Here is a 22,658-nt window from a genome sequence, read left to right as displayed (position 1 = left end):
ATTTGCCAGCTTTTAAAAGCCTCACCTAAACGGCGAAGCCCTCATGTAATAATCCTCTCCAAAGGAGAGGACTTAAAAAAACCTTGTTTAGCCCTTCTCCTTTGGAGAAGGGTTGGATGAGGCTCTTAACTATCCAGCAAAAAACCAAAAGTGTACCTGGGCTGATAACCAAAATAACGAGTAGCTTTCCCACAATCATAAACCCTATCGATACTCCTGGGGAATTGCCAACCCTTAGCCGCGTAGATGGCCTCTGCCTGCGGGTAATATTTCAGGATTGCCGCCCGCGGGTTGTGTTTCAGCTCCACAACGTCTTCCCGGTTAAATGGCGAGCCGCTGCTGATGTTGAATATCTCGAAATTGGCGAAATCTGCTTCCAATGCCAGGCGCAGGGCTTCGGCACCATCGCGCTCATCCAGTCCTCGGTACAGGCGGTGGTTCAGCTTAAGGTTATCATCCTCGGGCAAAAACCGGCCTACGCGATATACCGAAGCCTGAAGATCTTCCTTGTTAAAAAAATCACGGCAAAGCTGTTCGGCAGCTTGCTTGGTAATATCATAGATATCGCGTGGGCGCTCTGTTAGTGTTTCATCTACCCAAACGGCTTTATCTTTATCTACCAATGCCTCGCCATAAATGGATGTAGTGCTGGTGTACAGGAATTTCCTGATGCCATTATTTACGCAGGCTTCCAGTAAATTTAAAGTACCCAGGATATTGGCGTGTATAAATGCTTCGCGTGGATAGCCCAGCTCGTAATGCTTGCCGTGCAGGGCGGCAGTATGGATGATAGCATCGAACCTCTTTATTATCGAAACCACCGCTGCTTTGTCCTGTATATCGATAAGCGCGTCGGTCGTAGCGGAAGGTATCAAATCGATACCCGTAACCCGGTGACCATGGGCTGTGAGGTGCCTAACGGTTGCACTGCCCAACTGGCCCGAGGAGCCGGTGACCAATACATTCATGAAGGGGGTATGTATAGCGGGATGATCCAATTTATTTCAACAGCACATCGGCCCATACGGGGTAATGATCCGACAGTTTTTTTTGGATGATCTGATAGTTCAGCACGTCGAACTGCGGGCTCACCATAATATAATCTATCTGGTAGTTGGGAAAATCGCCGTTATAGGTGCGCCCCAGGCCCGAGCCTTTCTCGAGGAAAGCGTTCTTCATGCCCAGCGCCATCGTGTTAACGGCAAACGAGGCGGGCGTATCGTTAAAATCGCCGGAGTAGATGTATGGATAAGGGCACTCTTTTGCGTGGGCCTTCACGGTGTAAACCTGATCGGCGCGTTTTAGGAATGCTATCTTGAGTTTAGTGCCCAGGCGCTTGGTGGCCGTCATATTGGTTTTGCCTTGTTTGGATACCTCGCCCAGGTATTTGTAATCCTCCGGTTCGAACTTGATAGATTGCAGGTGCATGCTATATAACCTTATCTTCTTATCGCCCTTCTGTATATCTACAAAAAGGCACTGGTTACCCGTCATTTTCCCGGATAGCGATACCAACCCGAAATTGAAGATAGGGTAACGTGAGAAGATGGCCATGCCCGATGCCTGGTCGTAATTCACATCGAAGGGTTCGAAATAATAGAACTCGCTGTTCAGTATTTTTTTGATAGAGTCGATCATATCATACTGCCCGCGCCTGCGGGTATAAAACTCCTGTATCCCTATTACGTCGGGGTTGTTCTGGGCGATGAGTTCCAAAATCTCGTGCTTGGTAGAGATATCGTTATTGGCACCGTAGCGCTTAAAATCGTGCGCGTTATAGGTCATGATGCGCAGCGAATTGGGCTGCTTTGGCCTGGCGATATCGGTTTGGGTACGGAAGCCGATATTATTGATCAACACCTTATACCCGATGAGGATAGTGATTACCGATAGCAGGAAATAAAGCCGGCGCCTGAATAGCCAGTACACAACCAAAATAACGTTGAACAATAACAGGGGTGGGTAAGCCAGCCCGAAGAACGCGATAAGCCAGGCCTTGCGCGGATCCAGGTAGGGGGCCAGGTAACTCAGCAACAAAGCCAGGCACAGCGCATAGTTGCACCATAACACTATCTTGCCGAAAAACCCTAAGCTTTTTTTATCCTTCATTATTGTTGCTTGCGCGGGATAGTGTCTCTTTTTCCTGCTTGCTCAGGCTATCGTAACCAGATGCGGAAATTTTATCTAAAATACGGTCGATTTCGTCTTGCCGGGGCATGTTGGCCGCTTTTTTTTGCGGATGGTTAAAGCTTACCACTTTCATTTTGGGCCTGGGGGCAAATAGCTTGTTGATGCCGCGGATCCAGTCGGTACCGCGCTGCAGCTGATTGATGTAGATAAAGGCAAACAGACCGCTGCCCACATAGCCCATCATGGTAAGAGGGCTATCCTTTGCACCGATTAAAGCCAGTGTTACATAAAACACGCACACCCATTTTAACTTAACCGAGCCGATGATAATCAGGCGGATCTCATGTTCGGGAAGCAATGTGGCGGTAGCCACTATAACAGACACTACACTAATCGCAGCGCCGGCAATTGCCGTATCGGGGATACCCACATGCGCCAGGCTGAGCAAATTGTAACCGGCTATTGCGAAAATAGCACCGGCCAAACCGCCAAGCAGGTACACCCCCAGCAAGCGCTTATGATTTAAGAACTCCTCAAACACGCGCCCCATCCAATATAGCCATAACATGTTGAATAATATCTGCAGGAAGCCCTCGTGCATAAACATATAAGTAAGGGGCGTCCAGATGTGCCTGGCCAAAACCGGTAAAACGGGCGACAGTAAAAGATACTCGCTACTGTAGGCACGCACTGCCGGAATTTGTATGAGTAAAAAAAGCGCCACGTTTATGCCGAGAAGCAGGGGTATCCGGCTATCGCTTTTGGATAATTTATATTGGATATCTCGCCAGAGGGTGTTCATATACGGTAGCTGTAATTGCTATGATAACAAATGAAAATTAATAGTAATTGTTTGTGCTTTTAAGCCCCCAAATTTTTATCAGTATAAACCCGAACAAAGCCCCGCCGAGGTGGGCAAAGTGGGCAACGTTATCCCCTGCGACCTGCCCTATTCCGCTGTATAATTCGAGGGCGATGTAACCGATAACAACAAATTTAGCTTTAACGGGGACAGGGATAAACATAATCATCATTTCCATATTCGGAAACAACATACCAAAACCCACCAGAATACCAAAAACTGCCCCGGAAGCGCCCAACATTTTGCTATGATAAATGTCATAAAGGCTTTGCGCTTGCTCCTGGCTGTGTGCATATTGCGAATATGATTCAATCAATTGAGGATTGGGTATGCTTATCATTCCTGCAATATGATATACCTGTATTGCATTCACTGCCATATATAAAACAAAGCCACCAATGCCTGTAAAAAAATAGTAATTAAAAAATCTCTTAGAGCCTAGTGTTTGCTCAAGTATGGGGCCAAACATAAACAAGGCAAGCATATTAAAAAAGATATGCGTGAAGCCGCCATGCATAAACATATACGTAATTACCTGCCAAGGCTTAAAATATGGAGAGGGTGGATAAAATACAGCCAATAGCCTATTAAGGTCTACAAACTGCCCCAAGGCATAAGTAGCCGCAAAGAAAAGGAGATTGATGATGATAAGATTCTTAACAACCGGTGTTAAATTGGCAAATGGTGATTGCATGTTCTGTATAAATATTAAAATGCCTATAGGTTATTTCTCAAACCGTTCGGCTAATTCGTTTAATGTAAAGGTAGTAATTACGGGCTTGCCATTCAGGGCCAAATTTGGCATCTGGCAGGCAAAAAGCTGGTCTATCAATTGGTTCATCTCTTCCATAGACAATTTTACGCCGGTTTTTATGGCAGCGTTGCGCGCCAGCGAACGGGCCAGGTTATCGCGTTTATCCAGCTTCAATATCGCCAGGTTGTTCTTAAACCCTTCCAGCAGGTGCTCCAGCAGTTCGTGCTCATTGGCGTTGTTGATATCCGCAGGTATGCCTTCTACCACTACCGTATTTTTGCCAAATTCGCGTATATCGAAACCAAGGGCGCGTATATCGGGCAAAAGCTCTCTCAATAACTCAAAATCGGCACTATTTAGTGTGACAGATTGCGGAAATAAGCTTTGCTGGCTCACCCCGCTATGATTCTGCAATTGCTGCAGGTAACGCTCATACAAAATACGCTCATGCGCCCATTGCTGGTGTATAAGCATAAAGCCCGATTTTATCTGCGAGAGGATAAACCTGTTGTGCACCTGGAAAAACTGCTTCTCGCTGCTTTTGCTTATCTCCTGCTCGTTAACGGATGTGCTTTTCTCTTCGTGCATCTGGTGCTGCAGGTTTTCGTCGCGCCGGGCAATCTCGTAAAGGGTATCCCAATTTTTGGGGATGGCTTGCCGGGGGCTGCCACCATCGCGCAGGAAAGGCAATTCGCGTTCTGGCCGTTTCTCCGCCGCGAAGGGGTTAAAATCGGGGTTGAAGGCAATGGTTGGCTGCACAATTTCCTCGAATGGCTTTTGCGTAATCAAATGCCCTATGCTGTTCTCCTGGTCGAAATCCAACGTCGGCGTAATATTGTATTTACCCAGCGAACGCTTCACCGCCGAGCGGATGATGGCGTAGATGGCCTTCTCATCCTGGTATTTGATTTCAGTCTTCGTCGGGTGCACGTTGATATCTATTTTTGATGGGTCGATATCGATGAACAGCACGTACAGCGGGTAAGAGTCATCGGGCAGCAGCTCCTCAAAGGCCGTTAGCACCGCGTGGTTCAGATAAGCATCCTTGATAAAGCGGTTGTTTACGAAGAAGAATTGCTCGCCCCGTGTTTTGCGGGCAAACTCAGGTTTGCCTACGTAACCGTTGAGGCGGATGATGGTGGTATCTTCCTCCACAGGCACCAGGCGCTGGTTGTAATTATTGCCCAACAGGTGTATAATGCGTTGTTTAAGCGATGCTGCCGGCAGGTGGTAAACCTCCTGCCCATCATGATGCATGGTCAAAAACACGCCCGGATTGGCCAGTGCCACACGCTGAAACTCATCTATAATGTGGCGCATCTCCACCGGGTTGCTTTTTAAAAAGCTGCGGCGGGCGGGCGTATTATAAAAAAGGTTTTTGATGGATATGGACGTACCTGTATTGGCCGAGCATGGCTCCTGTTTGATCACCTCGCTGCCTTCAATGCATATACAGGTGCCCAGCTCATCCTCGTGGCGGCGGGTTTTCAGTTCTACCTGTGCAATGGCGGCGATAGATGCCATGGCTTCGCCGCGGAAACCCATGGTACGAATGGCAAAAAGATCCTCCGCCTTGCGTATTTTTGAGGTGGCGTGCCTTTCAAAGCACATGCGGGCATCGGTAAGGCTCATGCCGCAGCCATTATCTATCACTTGTATCAATGCCTTGCCGGCATCTTTCAATATCAGCTGCATTTTATCCGCACCTGCATCTATGGCGTTCTCTATCAATTCTTTTACTGCCGATGCGGGGCGCTGCACCACTTCGCCTGCGGCTATTTGGTTGGCTACCGAATCGGGTAAAAGCTGTATTATATCTGGCATTTAAACGTATTTCCCTCCTCCCGATTTTTTCGGGATCAATTTCGATGCTAAATTAATTATTTGATTGCATAACTTTACCTTTACACGTTTGTATATAATATCAACGTTATCTAATTTACATCCACCTGTTTTTTATATGAAGAAACTCTGGCCCCTGCTGTTTGTTCTGCTTGCCGCTTGTAAGCAAAAAGAATATAATGCAGATACCCTCGTAAAAAATGCTCTCGTTTATACGGTAGATAGCACCTTCTCCACAGCAAATGCCTTTGTGATAAGCAACGGCAAAATAATAGCCGTAGGCAACGCCGATACCCTCGAACAAAAATATTTAGCCAAAGAAACGATAGATGCCGGCGGCAAAGCCGTTTACCCTGGCTTTATTGATGCCCACGCCCACTTTTATGAATATGGCCTTGGCTTGCAGGAAGTGAAACTTGTTGGCAGTAAAAGCTGGCAGGCTGTGGTAGATACCGTGAGTTCTTACGCCCGCAAAAACACCGAAGGCTGGATAATAGGCAACGGCTGGGACCAAAACATATGGGCCGTTAAGCAATTCCCCAACAAAGCTAAGCTCGATTCATTATTCCCGGTACGCCCGGTTATCCTGAGCCGGATAGACGGCCACGCCGCCATTGCTAACCAGGCCGCACTTAACATAGCAGGCATAAAACCCGGCCAAACCATTATTGGCGGGCAGATAGAAACCATCAACGGAAAGCTTACCGGCATACTGGTTGATAACGCCGTTGGCATAGTAACCCGCAAAATACCCGAACCTACCGAGCAGGTGGTACAATCGGCATTGCTGGATGCGCAGCGCAATTGCTTCGCAGTGGGCCTCACTACCGTTGACGATTGCGGCCTGCCTTATACCATGGTAAGCACCATCGCATCATTGCAGCACAAAGGCGATCTGAAGATGCGCATGTACCTGATGCTGGCCGATAAAGAAGAAAACTACGAATACCTGTTTAAACGCGGCGCCTACAAAACGCCATCGCTGAACGTGCGTGCTTTTAAAGTTTACGCCGATGGAGCCCTGGGTTCGCGCGGGGCATGCCTTTTAAAACCCTATGCTGATAAGGCCGGCTGGAACGGCTTTTTGCTGAGCAGCAAGGCACATTTTGAAGAAGTAGCTAAAAAGATAGCCGCCAACGGTTTCCAGATGTGTACGCACGCCATAGGCGATTCGGCCAACCGGGTGATACTTAAGGTTTATGCCGCTGCCTTAAAAGGCAAGAACGATAAACGCTGGCGCATAGAGCACGCGCAGATCGTTTCGCCGCAGGATGTAAAATACTTTGGCGAGTATAGCATCATCCCATCGGTGCAGCCAACGCACGCCACATCTGATATGGCATGGGCCATTACCCGCCTCGGGCCCGAGCGGCTTAAAAGCGCCTACGCCTATAAAGACCTGATGAAACAAAACGGCTGGATACCCTTGGGTACCGATTTCCCGGTAGAAAATATTAACCCCATGTACACGTTTTATGCTGCGGTGGTACGCAAAGACCTAAAGGGCTCGCCTGCCACAGGCTTCCAGATGAATAACGCCCTTAGCCGCACCGAAGCCTTACGCGGCATGACCGTTTGGGCCGCCAAAGCCAACTTCGAGGAGAAGGAAAAGGGCAGCATAGAAGTGGGCAAGTATGCCGATTTTGTGATACTGGATAAGGACATAATGAAGGTGGATGGCAGCGAGCTGCCTAATGTGAAAGTAGTAAAGACATATATAAATGGTGTTAAGGTTTATGAGCAGAAATAGGCAGTATCTCTACCTGCTGCTTTTATCGGGATTCGTAATTTTCAATTCGGCATGCGCGCAAAACCCGCCAATCGGCAAAAACTACCTGCAGGAGCAAAAGGCGGCCGAGCTAAGCACCGTACTACTCAATAACGAAAAGCAAATCATCCCCCTGCAGAGCCTCGATGCAGCTAAAATAGCCAGCATCCATTTCTCGGGCGTGTACGCTACCGCGTTCGATAGCCTACTGAATAAGTACGCTAAAGTGCAGCTCTTTAACGGTAATGATTACCTGGGCATTAAATCCCTCGATGCCTTATCGCTCGATACCAAGTTTTACAACACACTCATCGTACAACTCGCCGATGCGGATTTAAACAACCCGCAGATACTCGATTTTATCAGCACCAACCAAAAGCTAAAGACGGTAGTGGTATCGCTTCTGGGGAGCGATAAGTCGCTTGCTAAACTGAATGATGTAGCAGGGCCGTTGCTATGGTCTACCAAAGTTACGCCGGTATCGGCCATGTTCAGCGCGCAGGCTATATTTGGCGGGGTGGCGGTAACCCAGAAACTCAGCAAAACCTATACGCCAAAATACGCCAACGGTACAGGCTCGCTCACTGCTAAAATACGCCTGCAATATACCGTGCCCGAAGATGCCGGCATCAAAGCAGAAAACCTGACAGAAATTGATAAGATTGCCGCAGAAGCCATCAGCAACCAGGCCACCCCTGGCTGCGTGGTAATGGTGATAAAAGATGGTAAGGTTATCTTCAATAAAGCCTATGGCTACCACACCTATAGGAACGACATACCCGACCAGATAACCGATATCTTCGACGTAGCCAGTATGACTAAGATATCCGCCACTACCATGGAAGCGATGCAGCTTTACGATCAGGGCAAGCTGGCGCTAGATTCTACCGCAGGAACCTACCTGGCGCTGGCGCGAAAAAGCAATATTAAAACCCTAACCGTACGGGAGTTGCTGGAGCACCAGGCCGGCCTGATACCCGATATACAAACTTTCACCAAAATAAAGCCGACTGATTACACCGTAGATTCTTCGGCTAATTTCCCAACGAAGGTGAACGATAACTATTACCTGCGCAAGAATTACTTTGAAGAAGTAATGTGGCCCGATATGCTGAACGCCCCCGTTAAAACCCGCGGGCAATACGTGTACAGCGATGTGGGCATGTGCATTATGCAGCAGATAGTAGAAACCATTACGGCAAAGCCTATCAACAACTACGTGCAGCAGCAGTTTTATAACCCGCTGGGGATGCAAACAGCTGGCTACCTGCCTTTGTACCGTTTCCCGGTGGATAGGATACCGCCTACCGAAGACGACAAGAAAGACCGCCATACCTTGATAGACGGCTACGTGCACGACCCAACCGCGGCGCTGATGGGTGGCGTTGCGGGCCACGCCGGGCTGTTTGCCAGCGCAAACGATATTGGTATTATGTACCAGATGATGCTGAACCGCGGCACCTACGGCGGCGTGCAGTACATTAAACCCGAAACAGTGGATTTGTTTACCGCCAAGCAAAGCGCGGTAAGCCGCCGCGGACTAGGCTTCGATCGCTGGGACCCTATTGCCGACCATAAATACCCGTCACAACTCGCATCAGATCAGGCATACGGGCACACCGGCTTTACCGGTACCTGCGTATGGGTAGATCCTAAGTACAACCTGGTTTACGTTTTCCTATCCAACCGCGTGCACCCCAATGTGAGCAGCAAATTGGGCAGCCTCAACATCCGCCCAAGGATACAGGATGTTATTTACGGTGCGATAGCTAAGGGGATGTAGAGGTTTTTCACCACACATTCATCCCGATTTGTCATTTCGAACAAGCGATAGCGAGGAGAAATCTTGTTAATGAAGCAAAACCAACACGCAAAGCGGTCACACGTTAGCTTTCATACCTGACCTAACAAGTTTTCTCACCCTCTCCCGCACCCCCTGCGCTTCAGGGTTCGAAATGACATGGGGGTAATGGTATCGTTATAATCCCCCCTACTCCAGCACCACCTTCTGGTGCTGGTAAGGAATCTCTACGTCGGCAAAGCCTTTCTCTTTAAGCTTTTGAGCAAAGTGCTGCTGCACCTCATATTCGCCATGCACCAGGAAAAGCTTTTTCACCAGTTTCGGGTCCTGGCAGCTGAGGAAATGCAGCAGGTCGTCGTAATCGCCGTGGGCGCTCATGCTTTTGATAGACTGTACTTCGGCATTCACGTGGTACTGTTCGCCAAAAATATGAACCTCCTTTTCGCCACGGGCAAGGCGGCCGCCTAATGAATTAGGTTCGGCGTAGCCCACCATCAATATGGTATTCTTTTGGTTGTTGATGTTGTTTTTGATATGGTGCTTCACCCTCCCCGCCTCGGCCATGCCCGATGAGGAGATGATAACGCAGGGCCGTACATCATTGTTCAGCGCAATAGATTCCTGGGTAGATTGCACGAACTTCAAACCCTTAAAGCCGAAGGGGTCTGCATCTACCTTCATCACGTCTTTCACCTCTTTATTATACACCTCGGGGTGGGCTTTCAATATCTGCGTAGCTTTCTCCGATAAGGGGCTATCTACATAATATGGCACATCGGGCAACACGCCTTTCAATTCCAGCGCATTTAAGGCATAAAGCAATTCCTGCGTACGGCCCACGCTGAATGCAGGGATAATCACTTTGCCTTTTTTCTCCTCGCAGGTGTGTTTGATAATTTCCAGCAGGGCATCTTCTATAGGGCCAATATCTTTATGCAGGCTGTCGCCGTAAGTCGATTCCAGCAAAATGTAATCTGCCTGCGGGAAAGTTTGGGGGTTATTGAGGAGCATATCGCCATAGCGGCCCACATCGCCGCTAAAGGTGATATAGGTCTTTTTGCCGTTTTCTATAGCGCGGATATGCACGGCCGCGCTGCCCAGCACGTGCCCGGCATCGGTAAACTTAAATTTAAGGTTTGGCGTAATATGGTAAGGCTCCTGGTAATCTACTATTTTGAAAAGGCCCAGCGCTTTTACCACATCATCCTCGGTATATAAAGCCTCCAGCAATGGCAAGCCTTTACGCGCCCTGTGCTTATTGCTGTACTCCACATCCTGCTCCTGTATCTTGGCCGAATCTAAAAGCAATATCTTGCAAAGGTCCATGGTGGCGGCGGTGCAGAATATCTGGCCTTCGAAACCTTCTGCCACCAGGCGCGGTATCAGTCCGCAATGATCAATATGTGCATGCGAGAGGATAAGGTAATCAACCTTAGCCGGGTTGAACCCGAAATGCTCATTCATCTCTTCGGTTTGCTCGCCCATACCCTGGAACATGCCGCAATCTAAAAGTATGCCGGTGCCATCCTGAAGGCGCAAAAGGTGCTTGCTGCCGGTTACGTTACGGGCGGCGCCGTGAAAGGTAATATCCATGTATAATTGGTTGTGCGTTTTACAACCAAACATGCACATAAAAGTTTGATAAATAAAAAACTAAACGTTTAGTTGTTATTTTCATTTTAATGTTTTAACTTCGTTTAACTAACAATTTAGTTTATCTCACATAGTATGGAAATTAAAGACTTAACCCGCGCCGAAGAACAGATAATGCAGGTGCTTTGGCAGTTGAAGAAGGGCTTCGTAAAAGATGTTTTAGATATTTTGCCCGAGCCTAAACCTGCTTATAATACCGTATCGACCATCATCAGGATACTGGAAACCAAGGGTTTTGTTGGCCACACCGCCTACGGCAAAAGCCACGAATACCACCCCGTAGTAAGCAAAGAGCAGTACCAGAATTTTGCTGCCGATAAGCTGCTGAGTGGCTACTTCGATAATTCGGTAAACAGGATGCTTTCCTTCTTCGTGAAGAAAGAAAAGATTGACCTGAAAGAAGCCGACGAGATAATGAAACTGATTGAAAAACTAAAAGATAAATAGTTATGGCCTGGTGGAATTATTTATTACTGGTAAATATTTACCTCACCCTGTTCTTTGGCTTTTATTCGCTGCTGCTTCGCCGCGAAACTTTTTTTCAGCTTAACCGCATTTACCTCGTAGGCGCGGCCCTGCTGTCTTTCCTTATCCCGCTCATACAGTCCGACTGGATAAAGGAGCTTTTTATTACGCAGGAGGTGCAAGCAACCTTTTATGGCTCGGGCGCAGATATTAACATAACAGCACTCGCACCTATAAAAGACAGCCCTTACACGCTTGGCCAGTTGGTGGTGATGCTGTACCTGGCGGGCGTAACTGTACTTGCCCTGCGGCTGATGTGGCAATTCATACAACTTAAGCGGGTACTTAAGCAGGCCTTGCCAACGGTACCCTACTCGTTTTTCAACATGATATATGTTGCCGATGATACCGAAAGCAAGGATGTAATTATGGCGCACGAGGAGGTGCACGCCAGGCAATGGCATTCGGCAGATGTGCTTATCGTAGAGGCGGTGATGATACTCAACTGGTTCAACCCTATTGTGTACCTATACCGCTCGGCTATTAAGCATATACACGAGTACATTGCTGATAGGCAGGCCATAAAAGCCGGCAACGACAAAGCCGAATACGCTATGTTGCTGCTGAGCCAAACCTTTAATGCACCGGCACATCGTTTAGTTAACCCTTTTTATAACCACAGTTTACTCAAACAACGTATCATGATGTTACAGAAAAACAAATCGCAGCGCATCAAATTATTGAAATACGGGCTGTCGGCGCCGTTATTCATCATGATGCTGATACTATCATCGGCCACTATAAACGATAGTAAAGCCGTAAAAAGCATCAATAACAACGCCGAGGAATTGTTTTTGCAGCCTGCATCAGCCATCGTTTCAGAGCAGGAAGCATCGGCATTGTACCCGGAGGTGGTAAATGTGCTTAGTCCGGATAAATCCGGCCCAAAGAAAGCAACATTACTGAAAGAGAAGGTTATTGCCTTAGATACTACAAAGAAAGGGCAGGTTTATGTGGCCGTAGAACAGCAGCCACGATTCCCCGGCGACGATAAAGCCTTTGCGGCCTACCTGGGCAAAACAATAAAGTACCCGCAAACCGCGCGTAAAAACAATGTTCAAGGTCGCGTAATACTGACTTTTGTAATAGAAAAAGATGGTGCCATTACCGATATAAAAGTGCTGCGCGGCGTAGGCAGCGGCTGCGATGAAGAAGCCGTGCGCGCGCTGAAACAATCGCCAAAATGGATTCCAGGCAAACAGGGTGGCAAGGCCGTGCGGGTGCAATTTTCAGTACCGATAGCATTTACACTGACAGCTAAAACCGCTTTAAACGTAACCCCAGCAAGCAAAATACCGGGCCTGCCCGATGCCATATTTACACAGGTAGAGCAGCAGCCGGGCTTCCCCGGTGGCAATGCCGCATGCGTTAAATACCTGCAAACCACCATCAAGTACCCAGCCGAGGCACGTAAGAACAAGGTGCAGGGCCGTGTAGTAACCAGCTTTGTGGTAATGAAAGACGGCAGCATAGCCGATGTAAAAGTATTGCAGGGCATAGGCGCTGGTGCCGATGAGGAAGCAATACGCGTAATCAAAAATATGCCTAAATGGTTCCCGGGCATGCAAAACGGCAAGCCGGTAAATGTGCAGTATACGCTTCCAATCTCCTTTACGTTAGATGGTAAACAACTGAACCTGCAAGGCAAAGTAGACCCCGCCCTGCGCCAAAAAACATCTCAGATTGCGGCAAGCGATACCGCCAGTTACCGGATAGCCGGTGGCTCTACTTTTATACAGTTGAAAGGAAGCATCAATCCATTGTACATAATTGATGGTAAGGAGGCAACCAGTATTGATGCGCTGAACCCTAAAGACATAGAGAGCATTAGCATTCTAAAAGATAATAGCTCAACTGCTATCTACGGCGATAAGGGAAAGAATGGCGTAGTGCTAATTGTTACCAAAAAAGCAAAATAAGCTCAGTTTAGTTAATTATAAACCCGGGCCGGCAGCGTAATACTGCCGGCTTTTTTGTGGGTTCAGTAACTCCCTCCCAACGGGAAAGGGGTGCGGCTGTCTGAGCGCAATGGCGGGGAGGGGTTTAGTCGAAAGCGATTTACCATAGCCACCCTCTACGCTCTCACTGTCCTTATTTAAGGGTTAGCAACCTCGTAGAGGTTTAAGCTTTGTAGAAAAACATAGAAAATATAAGACAACGCCGTTAGGTGTTGAACGCCGTTAGGTGTTGAACGCCATTTTGTTGAGTACCTACGGCACTCTATATTTGGGGTGGCTGGTTTGCTACTACAAAGCTTTCACCCCTATGGGGTGACAAGGTTGCTTAAATAACAGCATGGCCGATCTCCCTCCGTAGGATTCTTTCGGACAAAGGAGGGAATCGCACGGGCCCTGCGCATTTCAATCAATATGCTTTTTTGTGGACATTAGCGCCAATTATTATATAGCTGTGGGCCTGCGTATAATGCCTAATATGATGGCAATGACAGCAATAACAAGCAATACGTGGATAAGGTTGCTCACAGCGGTAAAAAACACGCCGATTGCCCAGCCTATAATCAGGATAACAGCGATGATATACAGTAATGAGTTCATGGTTGATGATATAAATGTTTTACAGGTATTTGTTCGTTGAGTAGATATAATAGCCGCAGATTGAAAAATGTTTTAAATATTTGCAGTGGCAAAGCAAAACCACAGCGGCAACACAGCATCATGAAATATTACACCTTTGGCGATGAGCCCGCCATATCGCCCGACGAGTTTTTTATGAACGAAGCCCTTAAAGAGGCGCGGCTTGCTCTGCAGGAAGACGAGATACCCATTGGCGCCATAGTGGTTTGCCAGGGCAAGATAATAGGCCGGGGCCATAACCTTACCGAGCGGCTGAACGATGTCTCGGCCCATGCAGAGATGCAGGCATTAACCGCCGCCACCAACTATATGGGCGGAAAGTACCTGCCCGAATGCACCCTATACGTTACGTTAGAGCCCTGTGTGATGTGTGCAGGTGCGTCGTACTGGTTCCAGGTAGGCAGGATAGTATTTGGGGCATATGATGCCAAACGCGGTTTCGGCAGGCTCAACCAAACAATTACCCACCCCAAAACGTTAATTACCGGCGGCATTTTCGAGAACGAATGCGCGCAGCTGGTGAAGGATTTTTTTAAAAGGAAGAGGTAGCTTTTGGTTCATGGATGATAGTTCATGGTTCATAGAAAAAAGTTAATGGGCGATAGTTTGTAGATGAAAATTCATGGCTCATAGCCGACGACGGTAACCTTTTACCATGAACCATCAACTATGAACCATCAACTAACCAACAAATGACATTTATTTAGAACAAAAAGCCAATTACACGCTTATATTTGCTCGTCACAACATCGTAAAACTTAAAAACTGAATATTATGGCATTTACACTACCGGCGTTATCTTACGCTACCGATGCACTGGAACCACATATCGATAAATTGACCATGGAGATACACCATGGCAAGCACCACAACGCTTATGTTACTAACTTAAACAAAGCTTTGGAAGGCAAACCGGAGGCCGATGCACCTATCGAAGACATCATCAAAAACATTTCTAAATATCCAATGCCGGTACGCAACAATGGTGGCGGTCACTATAACCACAGCCTGTTCTGGACATTGCTTTCGCCCAATGGCGGCGGCGAGCCTACAGGCGCTTTAGCAGCGGCTATCACCAGCACTTTCGGCTCATTTGCCGATTTCAAAACCAAGTTATCTGATGCCGGTGCAACCCGTTTTGGTTCGGGCTGGGCATGGCTTATTGTTACTACCGATAAAAAACTGGCCATCACCTCTACCCCTAACCAGGATAGCCCGCTGATGGATATCGCCGAAGTAAAAGGCACGCCTATTTTGGGTATCGACGTTTGGGAGCATGCTTACTACTTAAAATACCAAAACCTGCGCCCGGCCTATTTAGCCGCCATTTGGAACGTAGTGAACTGGGCACACGTAGCTGAGCTTTACGCTAAAGCGATAGCTTAAGCGGCCCCACTAAAAAGCAAGACTTAATTATATTGAGCGGCAAGTTGGGAACAATTTGCCGCTCTTTTGTTTTATTATTCACCCAATGTCATTGCGAGGAGCGACAGCGACGTGGCAACCTCATAGGACAATCGGATAAGCAAGGTCGACCGTCCTATGAGGTTGCCGCGCTATCGCTCGCAATGACATGGTGGGAAATATGCTATATCCTATGAAAGCCATCGTCCTCGAATCCGCAGAAAACCCCATTGTATATAAAGAAGTAGATAAACCCATAGCCGGGCCGGGCGAAGTGCTGGTGCAGATAAAAGCCGCCAGCCTCAACCGTCGCGACTATTGGATCACCACAGGCAAATATGCAGGCCTTAAATACCCCACCATTTTAGGGGCCGATGGCGCGGGCATTGTTGCCGAAGCCGACGAGGGTGTAGAAGAATGGCTGGGTAAATCGGTTATCATCAACCCATCGCATAACTGGGGCGAGCACCCGGAATTCCAGTCCAAAGAATTTAAAATATTAGGGCTGCCCGATGATGGCACCCTGGCCGAATACGTAAAAGTAAAAGCCGAATACCTTTATCCCAAACCCGCTCACTTAACCTGGGAACAGGCAGCTGCCTTACCCTTAGCCGGGTTGACTGCTTACCGCGCCTTATTCACCAAGGCGCATCTGCAAAAAGGTGATAAAGTATTAATAGTAGGCGTGGGGGCGGGTACGGGCACATTCCTGCTGCAATGGGCAGTAGCGGCGGGTGCGCAGGTGTTTGTAACATCGGGCAGTGGCGAGAAGTTGCAGCGCGCCAAAACCTTAGGCGCAGCCGCAGGCGTAAATTACAAAGCGCAGGATTGGGCAGAGGAGTTGAAACATTTTTCGGGCGGAGGATTTGATATTGTAGTGGACAGTGCCCTCGGCCCCGATTTTAACAAGATACCCGACCTTTGCAACCCCGGTGGCCGCATCGTATTCTTCGGTGGCACGGCGGGCAACATCCCCGAACTCAATGGCCGCACCATCTTTTGGAAGCAATTGCAGATACTGGGCACCACCATGGGTACGCAGGAAGAATTTCAAGCTATGCTCTCTTTTGTGGCTGAACACCAGATAGTTCCCGTGATTGATGAGGTATTCCCGCTAAAGGATGTAGCTAAGGCGTTCGCCAAAATGGGCAATTCGGCGCAGTTTGGTAAGTTGGTGATAACCGTATAATAACGTGGTTGAATTTAGGGTAGACGGCATCAAGTGGGAGCTGCAGGATACGGCGACCTTTTACCTGGTGGAGAAGATAGTACGGCCAGTGCCTTACAAAGCGGGGCAGTTCCTCACCTTTGTATTCGACCACCATGGCGAGGAGATACGCCGGTCGTACTCGCTTAGTTCCTCCCCCGATGATGACCGGCTGGCCATCACCGTAAAACGCATCAGCAATGGCGAAATCTCGCGCTTCCTGCTGAGCAAGGTAAAAGTTGGCGATATGCTTACGGCAATAGAACCGGCTGGCGTATTCACTCCCGGCAATTATGAGGCGGCAAAGGATCTGGTATATTTTGCGGCTGGCAGCGGCATCACGCCGGTATTATCGCACATCAAGTACATCCTTAACAGGAAGGGATGCAGCAAACTGCACCTGCTCTACAGCAATCGAGATAAGCAATCTATCCTGTTCCACAGCGAGCTTGCCGAACTGGAACATAATTACCCCGACAGGCTGAACATCACCTACCTCCTCAGCAGCGAGGCGAACCGCTTAAGCAATTATAAAGTGGAGCAACTGGTGCAGCAGCAACTGCAGTTCGATGCAGCGATGGCCGAATTCTACATATGCGGGCCATTTGCGTACATGCGCATGATTAGCCTCACCCTGCAATTCATGGGCGTGCATGCCGGTCAGATACACAAGGAAAACTTCGTGCTGGAGACGGTGCCCGTCAGCCATCCTCACAAGAGCTACCCACCCCAAAATATCCGCATCAACTACCGGGGCGAGTGGCATGATATCGTAGCCGGAGAGAACCAATCTATATTGCAGGCAGCCCTCCAGAATAATATCCCGCTACCCTATAGTTGCCGCCACGGCATCTGCGCGGCCTGTGTTGCCAATTGCAAAAGCGGCAAAGTAGAGATGGTGAGGAACGAAGTCCTCACCGATGCCGACCTCTCCGCCGGCCGCATCCTCACCTGCACCGGGCATGCGGTTACCGCCGGGGTAGAGATTACTTACTTCTAAAAAAAAGGCATCCCTCGCCGGATGCCTCAACGCCTTCCAAAAAGGCCGGATAACAATCTAAAAAATCATAAAAACATCCCTAAAAAAACGCTATTGTGATAAATTCACGGAGATTTTCGCAGGTAAATTTGGCTAAATCTGCGGTGCCGGGTGCTTTTGAGCCCGCCGGTGGGTTAGCATCCGCTCCTTTTTTGGCTTGTTTTTTTTGCGTTTCCCTAACCATATGATGAACCCGGTTACCGGCAAACTGGCGCAAATAAGGCTAGCCAAAAATGCGATGATTTTACCCGGCAGGCCTATTATCTGGCCCACATGAATATCGTAGTTCATTTCGTTAAGTTTCAGCCCGGCGCTCTTCTTTTCGTAGATGTACGATTTTAGCAGCTTGCCGTTATACTTATCAAACTCGAAGCCTGTTGCATGCGAATAGTGCATCGATTTTGCATAGGCCCCAACGCCGATAGCACCCGAAACAGCAGGGTCATTATGTATCAGGAACATCTCGGCCTGCGGTACGTTTTTGCGTGCATAGGCAAATGCCAGGTCGATAACGGGCTGCGGTGCTACCCCGGCTCGTTTCAACGAATCCGATTTCGGCTCCGTTACTTCGGTTTTATAATCCACCTTCCCAAGGTTGGCTACATTGTATATCGCCTTACTTACCGGTTCAAACGCGATAGCCAAACCGGTAATGGCTAGTATCAACGCAATGGAGGTGGCGTAAAAGCCTAACACATTGTGTAAGTCGTAGTTAACCCTGCGCCAGCGGCCTCCCCATTTAATGGTAAAGCTGCGTTTGCGGTCGGTTTTGCGTTTGGGCCACCACAGGATGATGCCCGTAATCATCAGCACTACGAATATGATAACAGCCACGCCAACCACCCATTTGCCAATAGCGGGGGGCAGCAATAGATACAAGTGTATATATTCTACAACGATGAAGAAGTTGGTCTGCGGTTTTTCGTGGTAAGTGATCTTACTGGTGTACGGGTTCAGGAAAACGTACTCAAAGCCGTCTTTCCCTGTATTAGCCAATACCCCGGCAGGCCTTTCGGTACCGAAATAATAAATGTAATCGGGACTTGCCTTGGGGAACGCCTTTTTTATTGTTGCCACCAGCTGCGATGGTTGCACATATGGTTTACCCGTGTTTTCAACTGTACGATAGCTGTACATGGCATCCTGTATCTCATCCTGAAAGCAGAAGATGCAGCCGGTGATACTCACTATAAACACCACTAGCCCGGAGATGAATCCGAGCCAGCGGTGGCAAAAAAGCATTACTTTCTTGAAATCTGTCATGCTTTAGAATTTGTAGTTGGCGCTCAGCACAACCTGGCGTAAACGCTGCGGGTTGATGGTTGTATAGCCGGTGTAGTATTTTTTGTTGGCCAGGTTGTTTACGGCTAAGCCGAAACGGTATTTGGCTTTATCGTAAAACAGGTTGCTGTTTAGTATGGTGTAAGCAGGCAACGAGAAGGTGCCTTCGGCAGCGCTGTTGATAATCTTGTTTTTGCTTACGTAGTTGCCACCGAAACCGAGACCTAAACCTTTTAAGGCGCTGCCCGGCAAACGGTAGCTTGCATAGAAGTTAGCAAGGTATGGCGACCCTGCAGTATTAGGGCGGTAACCGATAATAGATGCGTCGCCACCTGTGTATTTAGAGTCGTTGTAGGCAAAACCGGCTACGATGTTCACAGAAGGTATCGGGTTGGCAACAACTTCAGCTTCGAAACCTTTGCTTACCTGGGTACCATCCTGCACCTGGGCAAAGTACGGTAAGCCTGCTACAGAACGCAAGGTATTGGTAACCTTTATGCGATAGTAGCTCAGCGTGCTGCTCAGTTTACCGTCAAATAAAGAAAGCTTTACGCCGCCTTCCGCCTGGTTGGCATTTTGCAGCTTTGCAATTACAGATTCGTTGCTGGCGTTGGTAAACAAACCGGGGTTAGAGAAACCATTCTGGTAGTTGGCAAACAGTGATACCTGGTCTTTAACCGGTTGGAATATCAGGCCGAATTTTGGCGAGAACGCAGTTTGGTTGAATGGCCTGGCCGACTGCGTACCATCTAACAGGTAGCTGCCTTTGTTTTGGTAGTTATCTACACGTAAGCCTACCGAAGCAATGAGCCTGTCGGTAAGGTTAATAACGTCAGATGCGTAAGCGCTGTAGGTGTTTGTGCGGTAGATGTAGGGATAGGTATTGGCGTTGGTAAGCGGGTTGGCAGCTACGGTAGCATCAACCAATTGCTTGTTGAACGCGCCGTAATCGAATGTAGGATCGTTAATTGGGGCGATGCCATAGCTGTTGCCATAATAAATCTGGCGTGAGTTTTGGCGCTGGAAATCTAAACCGACCACAAAACGGTGGCGCATACCGCCTATGTTAAAATCGCCGTTGATGTTTTCCTGTATTTCGGTAGCCGCGAATTTACTGTCGGCGGTAGATTGGTCGTTACGGAAAATATAATTATTGTTACCCGGAAGATTTGGTTTAGATGGATCGAGCGCAACAGCTGTTTCATCTGTAATCAGGTAATAATAAGGGCTTGGGCCGTTAGAGAAACTGTGCGTGTTTGAGATGACAGTTTGTGACGCAAGCTTATCAGAGAACTTGTATTTAGCTTCTGCATAGTAGTTTGAGCTACGGGCGTAGGAGGTGACGTTATCGTTTGAGTAAGCGTTCTTGTAATCGATATTCAACTGGCTAACATCGGTAATACCCATTGTTTTTGGGCTATCATAAAAAAAGAAGAAAGGCTTGGCAGCACTACGGCCGTAATACATTTCAGCTTCTAACAAGAAAGAAAGTTTGTCGTTTGCTTTTATAGCGAGGCTTGGCATGGCGGCAAATGAACGGCTCTTGCCATAGTTTTGAAAACTACCCTCGTAACTGTAGGCGCTATTTAAACGGAAGGCAACGTTTGAGCCCAGCGGCGTATTCAAATCAATAGTGGTACGGCTAAGATCGTAGTTGCCCACGGTGTGGCCAATTTCCAGGCCAAAGCTTTCATAAGGTTTTTTGGTTACCCTGTTTACCAAACCACCGAAAGACGTAAGTATGCTACCAAACAAAGTACCTGACGGGCCTTTTATTACTTCCAGTTTTTCTACGTTTATGGCGTCTATGCCGCTGGTAACCAGTCCGGCAATGCCGTTACGTAAACGGGTTTGTGTAACAAAACCACGCAGGGTAAAGTAGCCTCCGCCATCGCCTGCACGGTTGGTAGCATCCCACATTTTCTGTATGCCGCTTGCGTTCCGCAGGGCATCCTCTACATTAAACACTTGCTGCTCTTTAAGCAATTCGCTGGTAATGGTGCTATAGCTTTGGGCATTCTCCAGGTTGGCCAGGGGTATCTTCGCCGCATCCACGCTTATTTTACGGGTAAAACGATTGGCACGGTTAGCTATTACGTTTACCTCGCTCAATTGCGAAAGGCTTGCGTTGATGATAATAGTTGGTACAGCTGTGGTTTGGCCGGCTGTAACAGTAACCGGCACTTCTACCGGTTTTACGCCAACATACGATATGATGAGGGTATAGCTGCCTGCGGGGGCCTTAAACGAAAATTCGCCTGCGTTATTGGTGGTGCTGCCGTAGCTTGTACCTACCAAACCGATAGAAACGTTATCGGCAACCTCGCCTTTGGCGGTTGTTACCTTACCGGTAATGGTACCGCGCGTTTGCGCTAATGTGTTTAAAGGATTTATTAAGGCAATGATAATCGCGAATGCGGCGAGGTATCGGAAAAGATGAGGTTGGAGTTGCTTCATTTTTATTAAGACTAATTATAAATAATGAGGCGAAAATACATGAAGCGACCCAACTTTACAAGTTATTTATAATTATTCTAAATAATAGGGTGATTATTTGGTTGTTCCTTTTACCCGCGAGGCATTATCCTTCGCAAAAGTTTCCCAGCCCGAATAAGATTTTTTACCCTTGCCGCCCGAGGAAACGGGTACCCGCTGGAACGAATGACAAACGGCTACCGCCAGGCCATCGGTAGCATCCAAAAAGTCGGGCGTTTCTTTGAATTTAAGCAGAGTTTGCAGCATGGCGGCAACCTGCTCCTTGGTGGCATTGCCGTTACCGGTAATAGATTGCTTTATTTTGCGGGGAGCGTACTCGGTTATCACCACATTGCGCGACAGCGCCGCGGCTATAGCCATGCCCTGGGCGCGGCCCAGTTTCAGCATCACCTGGATGTTTTTCCCGTAGAAAGGCGCTTCTATCGCCAGGCAATCGGGTTTGTAGTTATCTATCAGGGCAACGGTTTTTTCGAAGATGCGTTGCAGCTTCAGCATATGGTCGTCTATCTTTTCCATCTTCACCACGCCCATGCTTATCAGTTCAATTTTAGGGCCCTTCTCCAGCACCAGGCCATAGCCCATTACTGCGGTACCGGGGTCTATGCCTAAAATTATGCGTTCCTTATTGTTTATCTCGTCCATCTGCTACTGCAAAACTAAGCTTTAGGCGATGGATTTGTGCAGTATGCCTGTATATTCTTCGCGGCTTATCATGTGGGCACCCATACTTTCCAGGTGTTCGGTATAAACCTGGCAATCGATTAATTCATATTCACCGGTTTGACAAAGCCAGATGAGGGCCATTTTTGATGCGTTGCTTGCCCGGCTAAACATGCTCTCGCCGCAGAACACCCTGCCCACTTTTACGCCATACAGGCCACCAACCAGGCTCCCCTGCTGCCAAACCTCTATGGAGTGCGCGTAGCCTTTTTTATGCAGCAGCGAATACGCGGCTTTCATGTCATCGGTTATCCAGGTGCCGTCCTGCCCTTCCCGCGGAATCGTGGAACAAGCGGCCACTACATCATCGAAACATTGGTTGGTAGTAACGCTAAACAAGTTACTGCGCAAAACCTTGCGCATAGATTTGGATATCTTCAGCTCGGTAGGGAATAACACAAAACGCTCATGCGGCGAAAACCAAAGGATTGGCTCACCCTCGCTATACCAGGGGAAAATACCGCTGGCATAGGCCAATAACAGGCGTTCGGTGCTCAAATCTCCGCCAACGGCCAGCAGCCCGTCTTCTTCGGCAAGGGCCGGGTCGGGGAATAGGATGCGCTCATCAAGCCTGAATATCAT

19 protein-coding genes are annotated in these 22,658 nt (G+C 48.3%); 8 read left to right on the top strand and 11 right to left on the bottom strand.

Annotated elements, in window-relative coordinates; translation table 11 throughout:
* Positions 1 to 125: 125 nt before the first annotated feature.
* From AC1DYT_RS03270 to mutL, 5 genes are read right to left on the bottom strand one after another with little or no spacing between them, the layout of a single operon-like run.
* The gene (locus tag AC1DYT_RS03270; RefSeq protein ID WP_477468222.1) at positions 126 to 968 is read right to left on the bottom strand and encodes an NAD-dependent epimerase/dehydratase family protein; all 843 of its coding nucleotides are present in this window, start codon (positions 966 to 968) and stop codon (positions 126 to 128) included.
* A 31-nt stretch (positions 969 to 999) separates the two neighbouring features.
* Positions 1,000 to 2,109, bottom strand: a complete 1,110-nt coding sequence (locus tag AC1DYT_RS03265) for an endonuclease/exonuclease/phosphatase family protein (RefSeq protein ID WP_477468221.1) — start codon at positions 2,107 to 2,109, stop codon at positions 1,000 to 1,002.
* Positions 2,099 to 2,932, bottom strand: a complete 834-nt coding sequence (locus AC1DYT_RS03260; protein ID WP_477468220.1) for a rhomboid family intramembrane serine protease — start codon at positions 2,930 to 2,932, stop codon at positions 2,099 to 2,101. The genes AC1DYT_RS03265 and AC1DYT_RS03260 overlap by 11 nt, the downstream gene beginning before the upstream one ends.
* A gap of 37 nt (positions 2,933 to 2,969) precedes the next feature.
* The gene (locus AC1DYT_RS03255) at positions 2,970 to 3,686 is read right to left on the bottom strand and encodes a rhomboid family intramembrane serine protease (RefSeq protein WP_477468219.1); all 717 of its coding nucleotides are present in this window, start codon (positions 3,684 to 3,686) and stop codon (positions 2,970 to 2,972) included.
* A 30-nt stretch (positions 3,687 to 3,716) separates the two neighbouring features.
* Positions 3,717 to 5,570 carry a DNA mismatch repair endonuclease MutL gene (mutL, locus tag AC1DYT_RS03250; protein ID WP_477468218.1) on the bottom strand — a complete coding sequence of 618 codons (1,854 nt, stop codon included), beginning with the start codon at positions 5,568 to 5,570 and terminating at the stop codon, positions 3,717 to 3,719.
* A gap of 136 nt (positions 5,571 to 5,706) precedes the next feature.
* Between mutL and AC1DYT_RS03245 the strand changes: the two genes are divergently transcribed.
* Together AC1DYT_RS03245 and AC1DYT_RS03240 are read left to right on the top strand one after the other, a co-directional pair.
* Positions 5,707 to 7,338, top strand: a complete 1,632-nt coding sequence (locus AC1DYT_RS03245) for an amidohydrolase (protein ID WP_477468217.1) — start codon at positions 5,707 to 5,709, stop codon at positions 7,336 to 7,338.
* Positions 7,325 to 9,139, top strand: coding sequence for a serine hydrolase domain-containing protein (locus AC1DYT_RS03240; RefSeq protein ID WP_477468216.1), 1,815 nt, complete (start codon positions 7,325 to 7,327; stop codon positions 9,137 to 9,139). The genes AC1DYT_RS03245 and AC1DYT_RS03240 overlap by 14 nt, the downstream gene beginning before the upstream one ends.
* A 207-nt stretch (positions 9,140 to 9,346) precedes the next feature.
* On the opposite strand, the gene AC1DYT_RS03235 is transcribed toward AC1DYT_RS03240, so the two are convergent.
* Positions 9,347 to 10,750: an MBL fold metallo-hydrolase RNA specificity domain-containing protein gene (locus tag AC1DYT_RS03235; RefSeq protein WP_477468215.1), complete on the bottom strand. Its 1,404-nt coding sequence runs from the start codon at positions 10,748 to 10,750 to the stop codon at positions 9,347 to 9,349.
* 135 nt (positions 10,751 to 10,885) lie between these two features.
* On the opposite strand from AC1DYT_RS03235, the gene AC1DYT_RS03230 reads away from it, so the two are divergent.
* Complete coding sequence (locus AC1DYT_RS03230; RefSeq protein WP_133228617.1) at positions 10,886 to 11,257, top strand: BlaI/MecI/CopY family transcriptional regulator; 372 nt, start codon at positions 10,886 to 10,888, stop codon at positions 11,255 to 11,257.
* Between the two features lie 2 nt (positions 11,258 to 11,259).
* Positions 11,260 to 13,254 carry a TonB family protein gene (locus AC1DYT_RS03225; RefSeq protein WP_477468214.1) on the top strand — a complete coding sequence of 665 codons (1,995 nt, stop codon included), beginning with the start codon at positions 11,260 to 11,262 and terminating at the stop codon, positions 13,252 to 13,254.
* 480 nt (positions 13,255 to 13,734) lie between these two features.
* Here AC1DYT_RS03225 and AC1DYT_RS03220 read toward each other — a convergent pair whose 3' ends face one another.
* Entirely contained in the window at positions 13,735 to 13,890 is a 156-nt protein-coding gene (locus tag AC1DYT_RS03220; RefSeq protein ID WP_477468213.1) for a lmo0937 family membrane protein, read from the bottom strand.
* A gap of 120 nt (positions 13,891 to 14,010) precedes the next feature.
* Between AC1DYT_RS03220 and AC1DYT_RS03215 the strand changes: the two genes are divergently transcribed.
* From AC1DYT_RS03215 to AC1DYT_RS03200, 4 genes are all read left to right on the top strand, one after another.
* Positions 14,011 to 14,478: a nucleoside deaminase gene (locus AC1DYT_RS03215; RefSeq protein WP_477468212.1), complete on the top strand. Its 468-nt coding sequence runs from the start codon at positions 14,011 to 14,013 to the stop codon at positions 14,476 to 14,478.
* A gap of 225 nt (positions 14,479 to 14,703) precedes the next feature.
* A complete protein-coding gene (locus AC1DYT_RS03210) occupies positions 14,704 to 15,315 on the top strand; it encodes a superoxide dismutase (RefSeq protein WP_477468211.1) in 612 nt (203 codons plus the stop codon).
* 211 nt (positions 15,316 to 15,526) lie between these two features.
* Complete coding sequence (locus AC1DYT_RS03205; RefSeq protein WP_477468210.1) at positions 15,527 to 16,522, top strand: zinc-binding dehydrogenase; 996 nt, start codon at positions 15,527 to 15,529, stop codon at positions 16,520 to 16,522.
* A gap of 4 nt (positions 16,523 to 16,526) precedes the next feature.
* Positions 16,527 to 17,540, top strand: a complete 1,014-nt coding sequence (locus tag AC1DYT_RS03200; protein ID WP_477468209.1) for a 2Fe-2S iron-sulfur cluster-binding protein — start codon at positions 16,527 to 16,529, stop codon at positions 17,538 to 17,540.
* A gap of 132 nt (positions 17,541 to 17,672) precedes the next feature.
* Here AC1DYT_RS03200 and AC1DYT_RS03195 read toward each other — a convergent pair whose 3' ends face one another.
* From AC1DYT_RS03195 to aat, 4 genes are all read right to left on the bottom strand, one after another.
* Positions 17,673 to 18,842 (bottom strand): PepSY-associated TM helix domain-containing protein, encoded by a 1,170-nt coding sequence (locus AC1DYT_RS03195; RefSeq protein WP_477468208.1) that lies wholly within the window; start codon positions 18,840 to 18,842, stop codon positions 17,673 to 17,675.
* Between the two features lie 3 nt (positions 18,843 to 18,845).
* A complete protein-coding gene (locus AC1DYT_RS03190) occupies positions 18,846 to 21,317 on the bottom strand; it encodes a TonB-dependent receptor domain-containing protein (RefSeq protein WP_477468207.1) in 2,472 nt (823 codons plus the stop codon).
* A 93-nt stretch (positions 21,318 to 21,410) separates the two neighbouring features.
* Positions 21,411 to 21,998 carry a crossover junction endodeoxyribonuclease RuvC gene (gene ruvC, locus AC1DYT_RS03185; protein ID WP_477468206.1) on the bottom strand — a complete coding sequence of 196 codons (588 nt, stop codon included), beginning with the start codon at positions 21,996 to 21,998 and terminating at the stop codon, positions 21,411 to 21,413.
* A 21-nt stretch (positions 21,999 to 22,019) separates the two neighbouring features.
* Positions 22,020 to 22,658, bottom strand: a complete 639-nt coding sequence (gene aat / locus AC1DYT_RS03180) for a leucyl/phenylalanyl-tRNA--protein transferase (protein WP_477468205.1) — start codon at positions 22,656 to 22,658, stop codon at positions 22,020 to 22,022.

The organism is Mucilaginibacter sp. P1_D10, from assembly GCF_056406215.1.
The sequence above is the reverse complement of the archived record's forward strand: the minus strand, read 5'-3'. Positions and strand labels throughout refer to the sequence as shown.

Excerpts from the sequence above, each read along its gene's own strand:
- AC1DYT_RS03270 (WP_477468222.1), bottom strand. The coding sequence starts at position 968 with ATGAATGTATTGGTCACCGGCTCCTCGGGCCAGTTGGGCAGTGCAACC.
- AC1DYT_RS03265 (WP_477468221.1), bottom strand. The coding sequence starts at position 2,109 with ATGAAGGATAAAAAAAGCTTAGGGTTTTTCGGCAAGATAGTGTTATGG.
- AC1DYT_RS03260 (WP_477468220.1), bottom strand. The coding sequence starts at position 2,932 with ATGAACACCCTCTGGCGAGATATCCAATATAAATTATCCAAAAGCGAT.
- AC1DYT_RS03255 (WP_477468219.1), bottom strand. The coding sequence starts at position 3,686 with ATGCAATCACCATTTGCCAATTTAACACCGGTTGTTAAGAATCTTATC.
- mutL (WP_477468218.1), bottom strand. The coding sequence starts at position 5,570 with ATGCCAGATATAATACAGCTTTTACCCGATTCGGTAGCCAACCAAATA.
- AC1DYT_RS03245 (WP_477468217.1), top strand. The coding sequence starts at position 5,707 with ATGAAGAAACTCTGGCCCCTGCTGTTTGTTCTGCTTGCCGCTTGTAAG.
- AC1DYT_RS03240 (WP_477468216.1), top strand. The coding sequence starts at position 7,325 with ATGAGCAGAAATAGGCAGTATCTCTACCTGCTGCTTTTATCGGGATTC.
- AC1DYT_RS03235 (WP_477468215.1), bottom strand. The coding sequence starts at position 10,750 with ATGGATATTACCTTTCACGGCGCCGCCCGTAACGTAACCGGCAGCAAG.
- AC1DYT_RS03230 (WP_133228617.1), top strand. The coding sequence starts at position 10,886 with ATGGAAATTAAAGACTTAACCCGCGCCGAAGAACAGATAATGCAGGTG.
- AC1DYT_RS03225 (WP_477468214.1), top strand. The coding sequence starts at position 11,260 with ATGGCCTGGTGGAATTATTTATTACTGGTAAATATTTACCTCACCCTG.
- AC1DYT_RS03220 (WP_477468213.1), bottom strand. The coding sequence starts at position 13,890 with ATGAACTCATTACTGTATATCATCGCTGTTATCCTGATTATAGGCTGG.
- AC1DYT_RS03215 (WP_477468212.1), top strand. The coding sequence starts at position 14,011 with ATGAAATATTACACCTTTGGCGATGAGCCCGCCATATCGCCCGACGAG.
- AC1DYT_RS03210 (WP_477468211.1), top strand. The coding sequence starts at position 14,704 with ATGGCATTTACACTACCGGCGTTATCTTACGCTACCGATGCACTGGAA.
- AC1DYT_RS03205 (WP_477468210.1), top strand. The coding sequence starts at position 15,527 with ATGAAAGCCATCGTCCTCGAATCCGCAGAAAACCCCATTGTATATAAA.
- AC1DYT_RS03195 (WP_477468208.1), bottom strand. The coding sequence starts at position 18,842 with ATGACAGATTTCAAGAAAGTAATGCTTTTTTGCCACCGCTGGCTCGGA.
- AC1DYT_RS03190 (WP_477468207.1), bottom strand. The coding sequence starts at position 21,317 with ATGAAGCAACTCCAACCTCATCTTTTCCGATACCTCGCCGCATTCGCG.
- ruvC (WP_477468206.1), bottom strand. The coding sequence starts at position 21,998 with ATGGACGAGATAAACAATAAGGAACGCATAATTTTAGGCATAGACCCC.
- aat (WP_477468205.1), bottom strand. The coding sequence starts at position 22,658 with ATGATATTCAGGCTTGATGAGCGCATCCTATTCCCCGACCCGGCCCTT.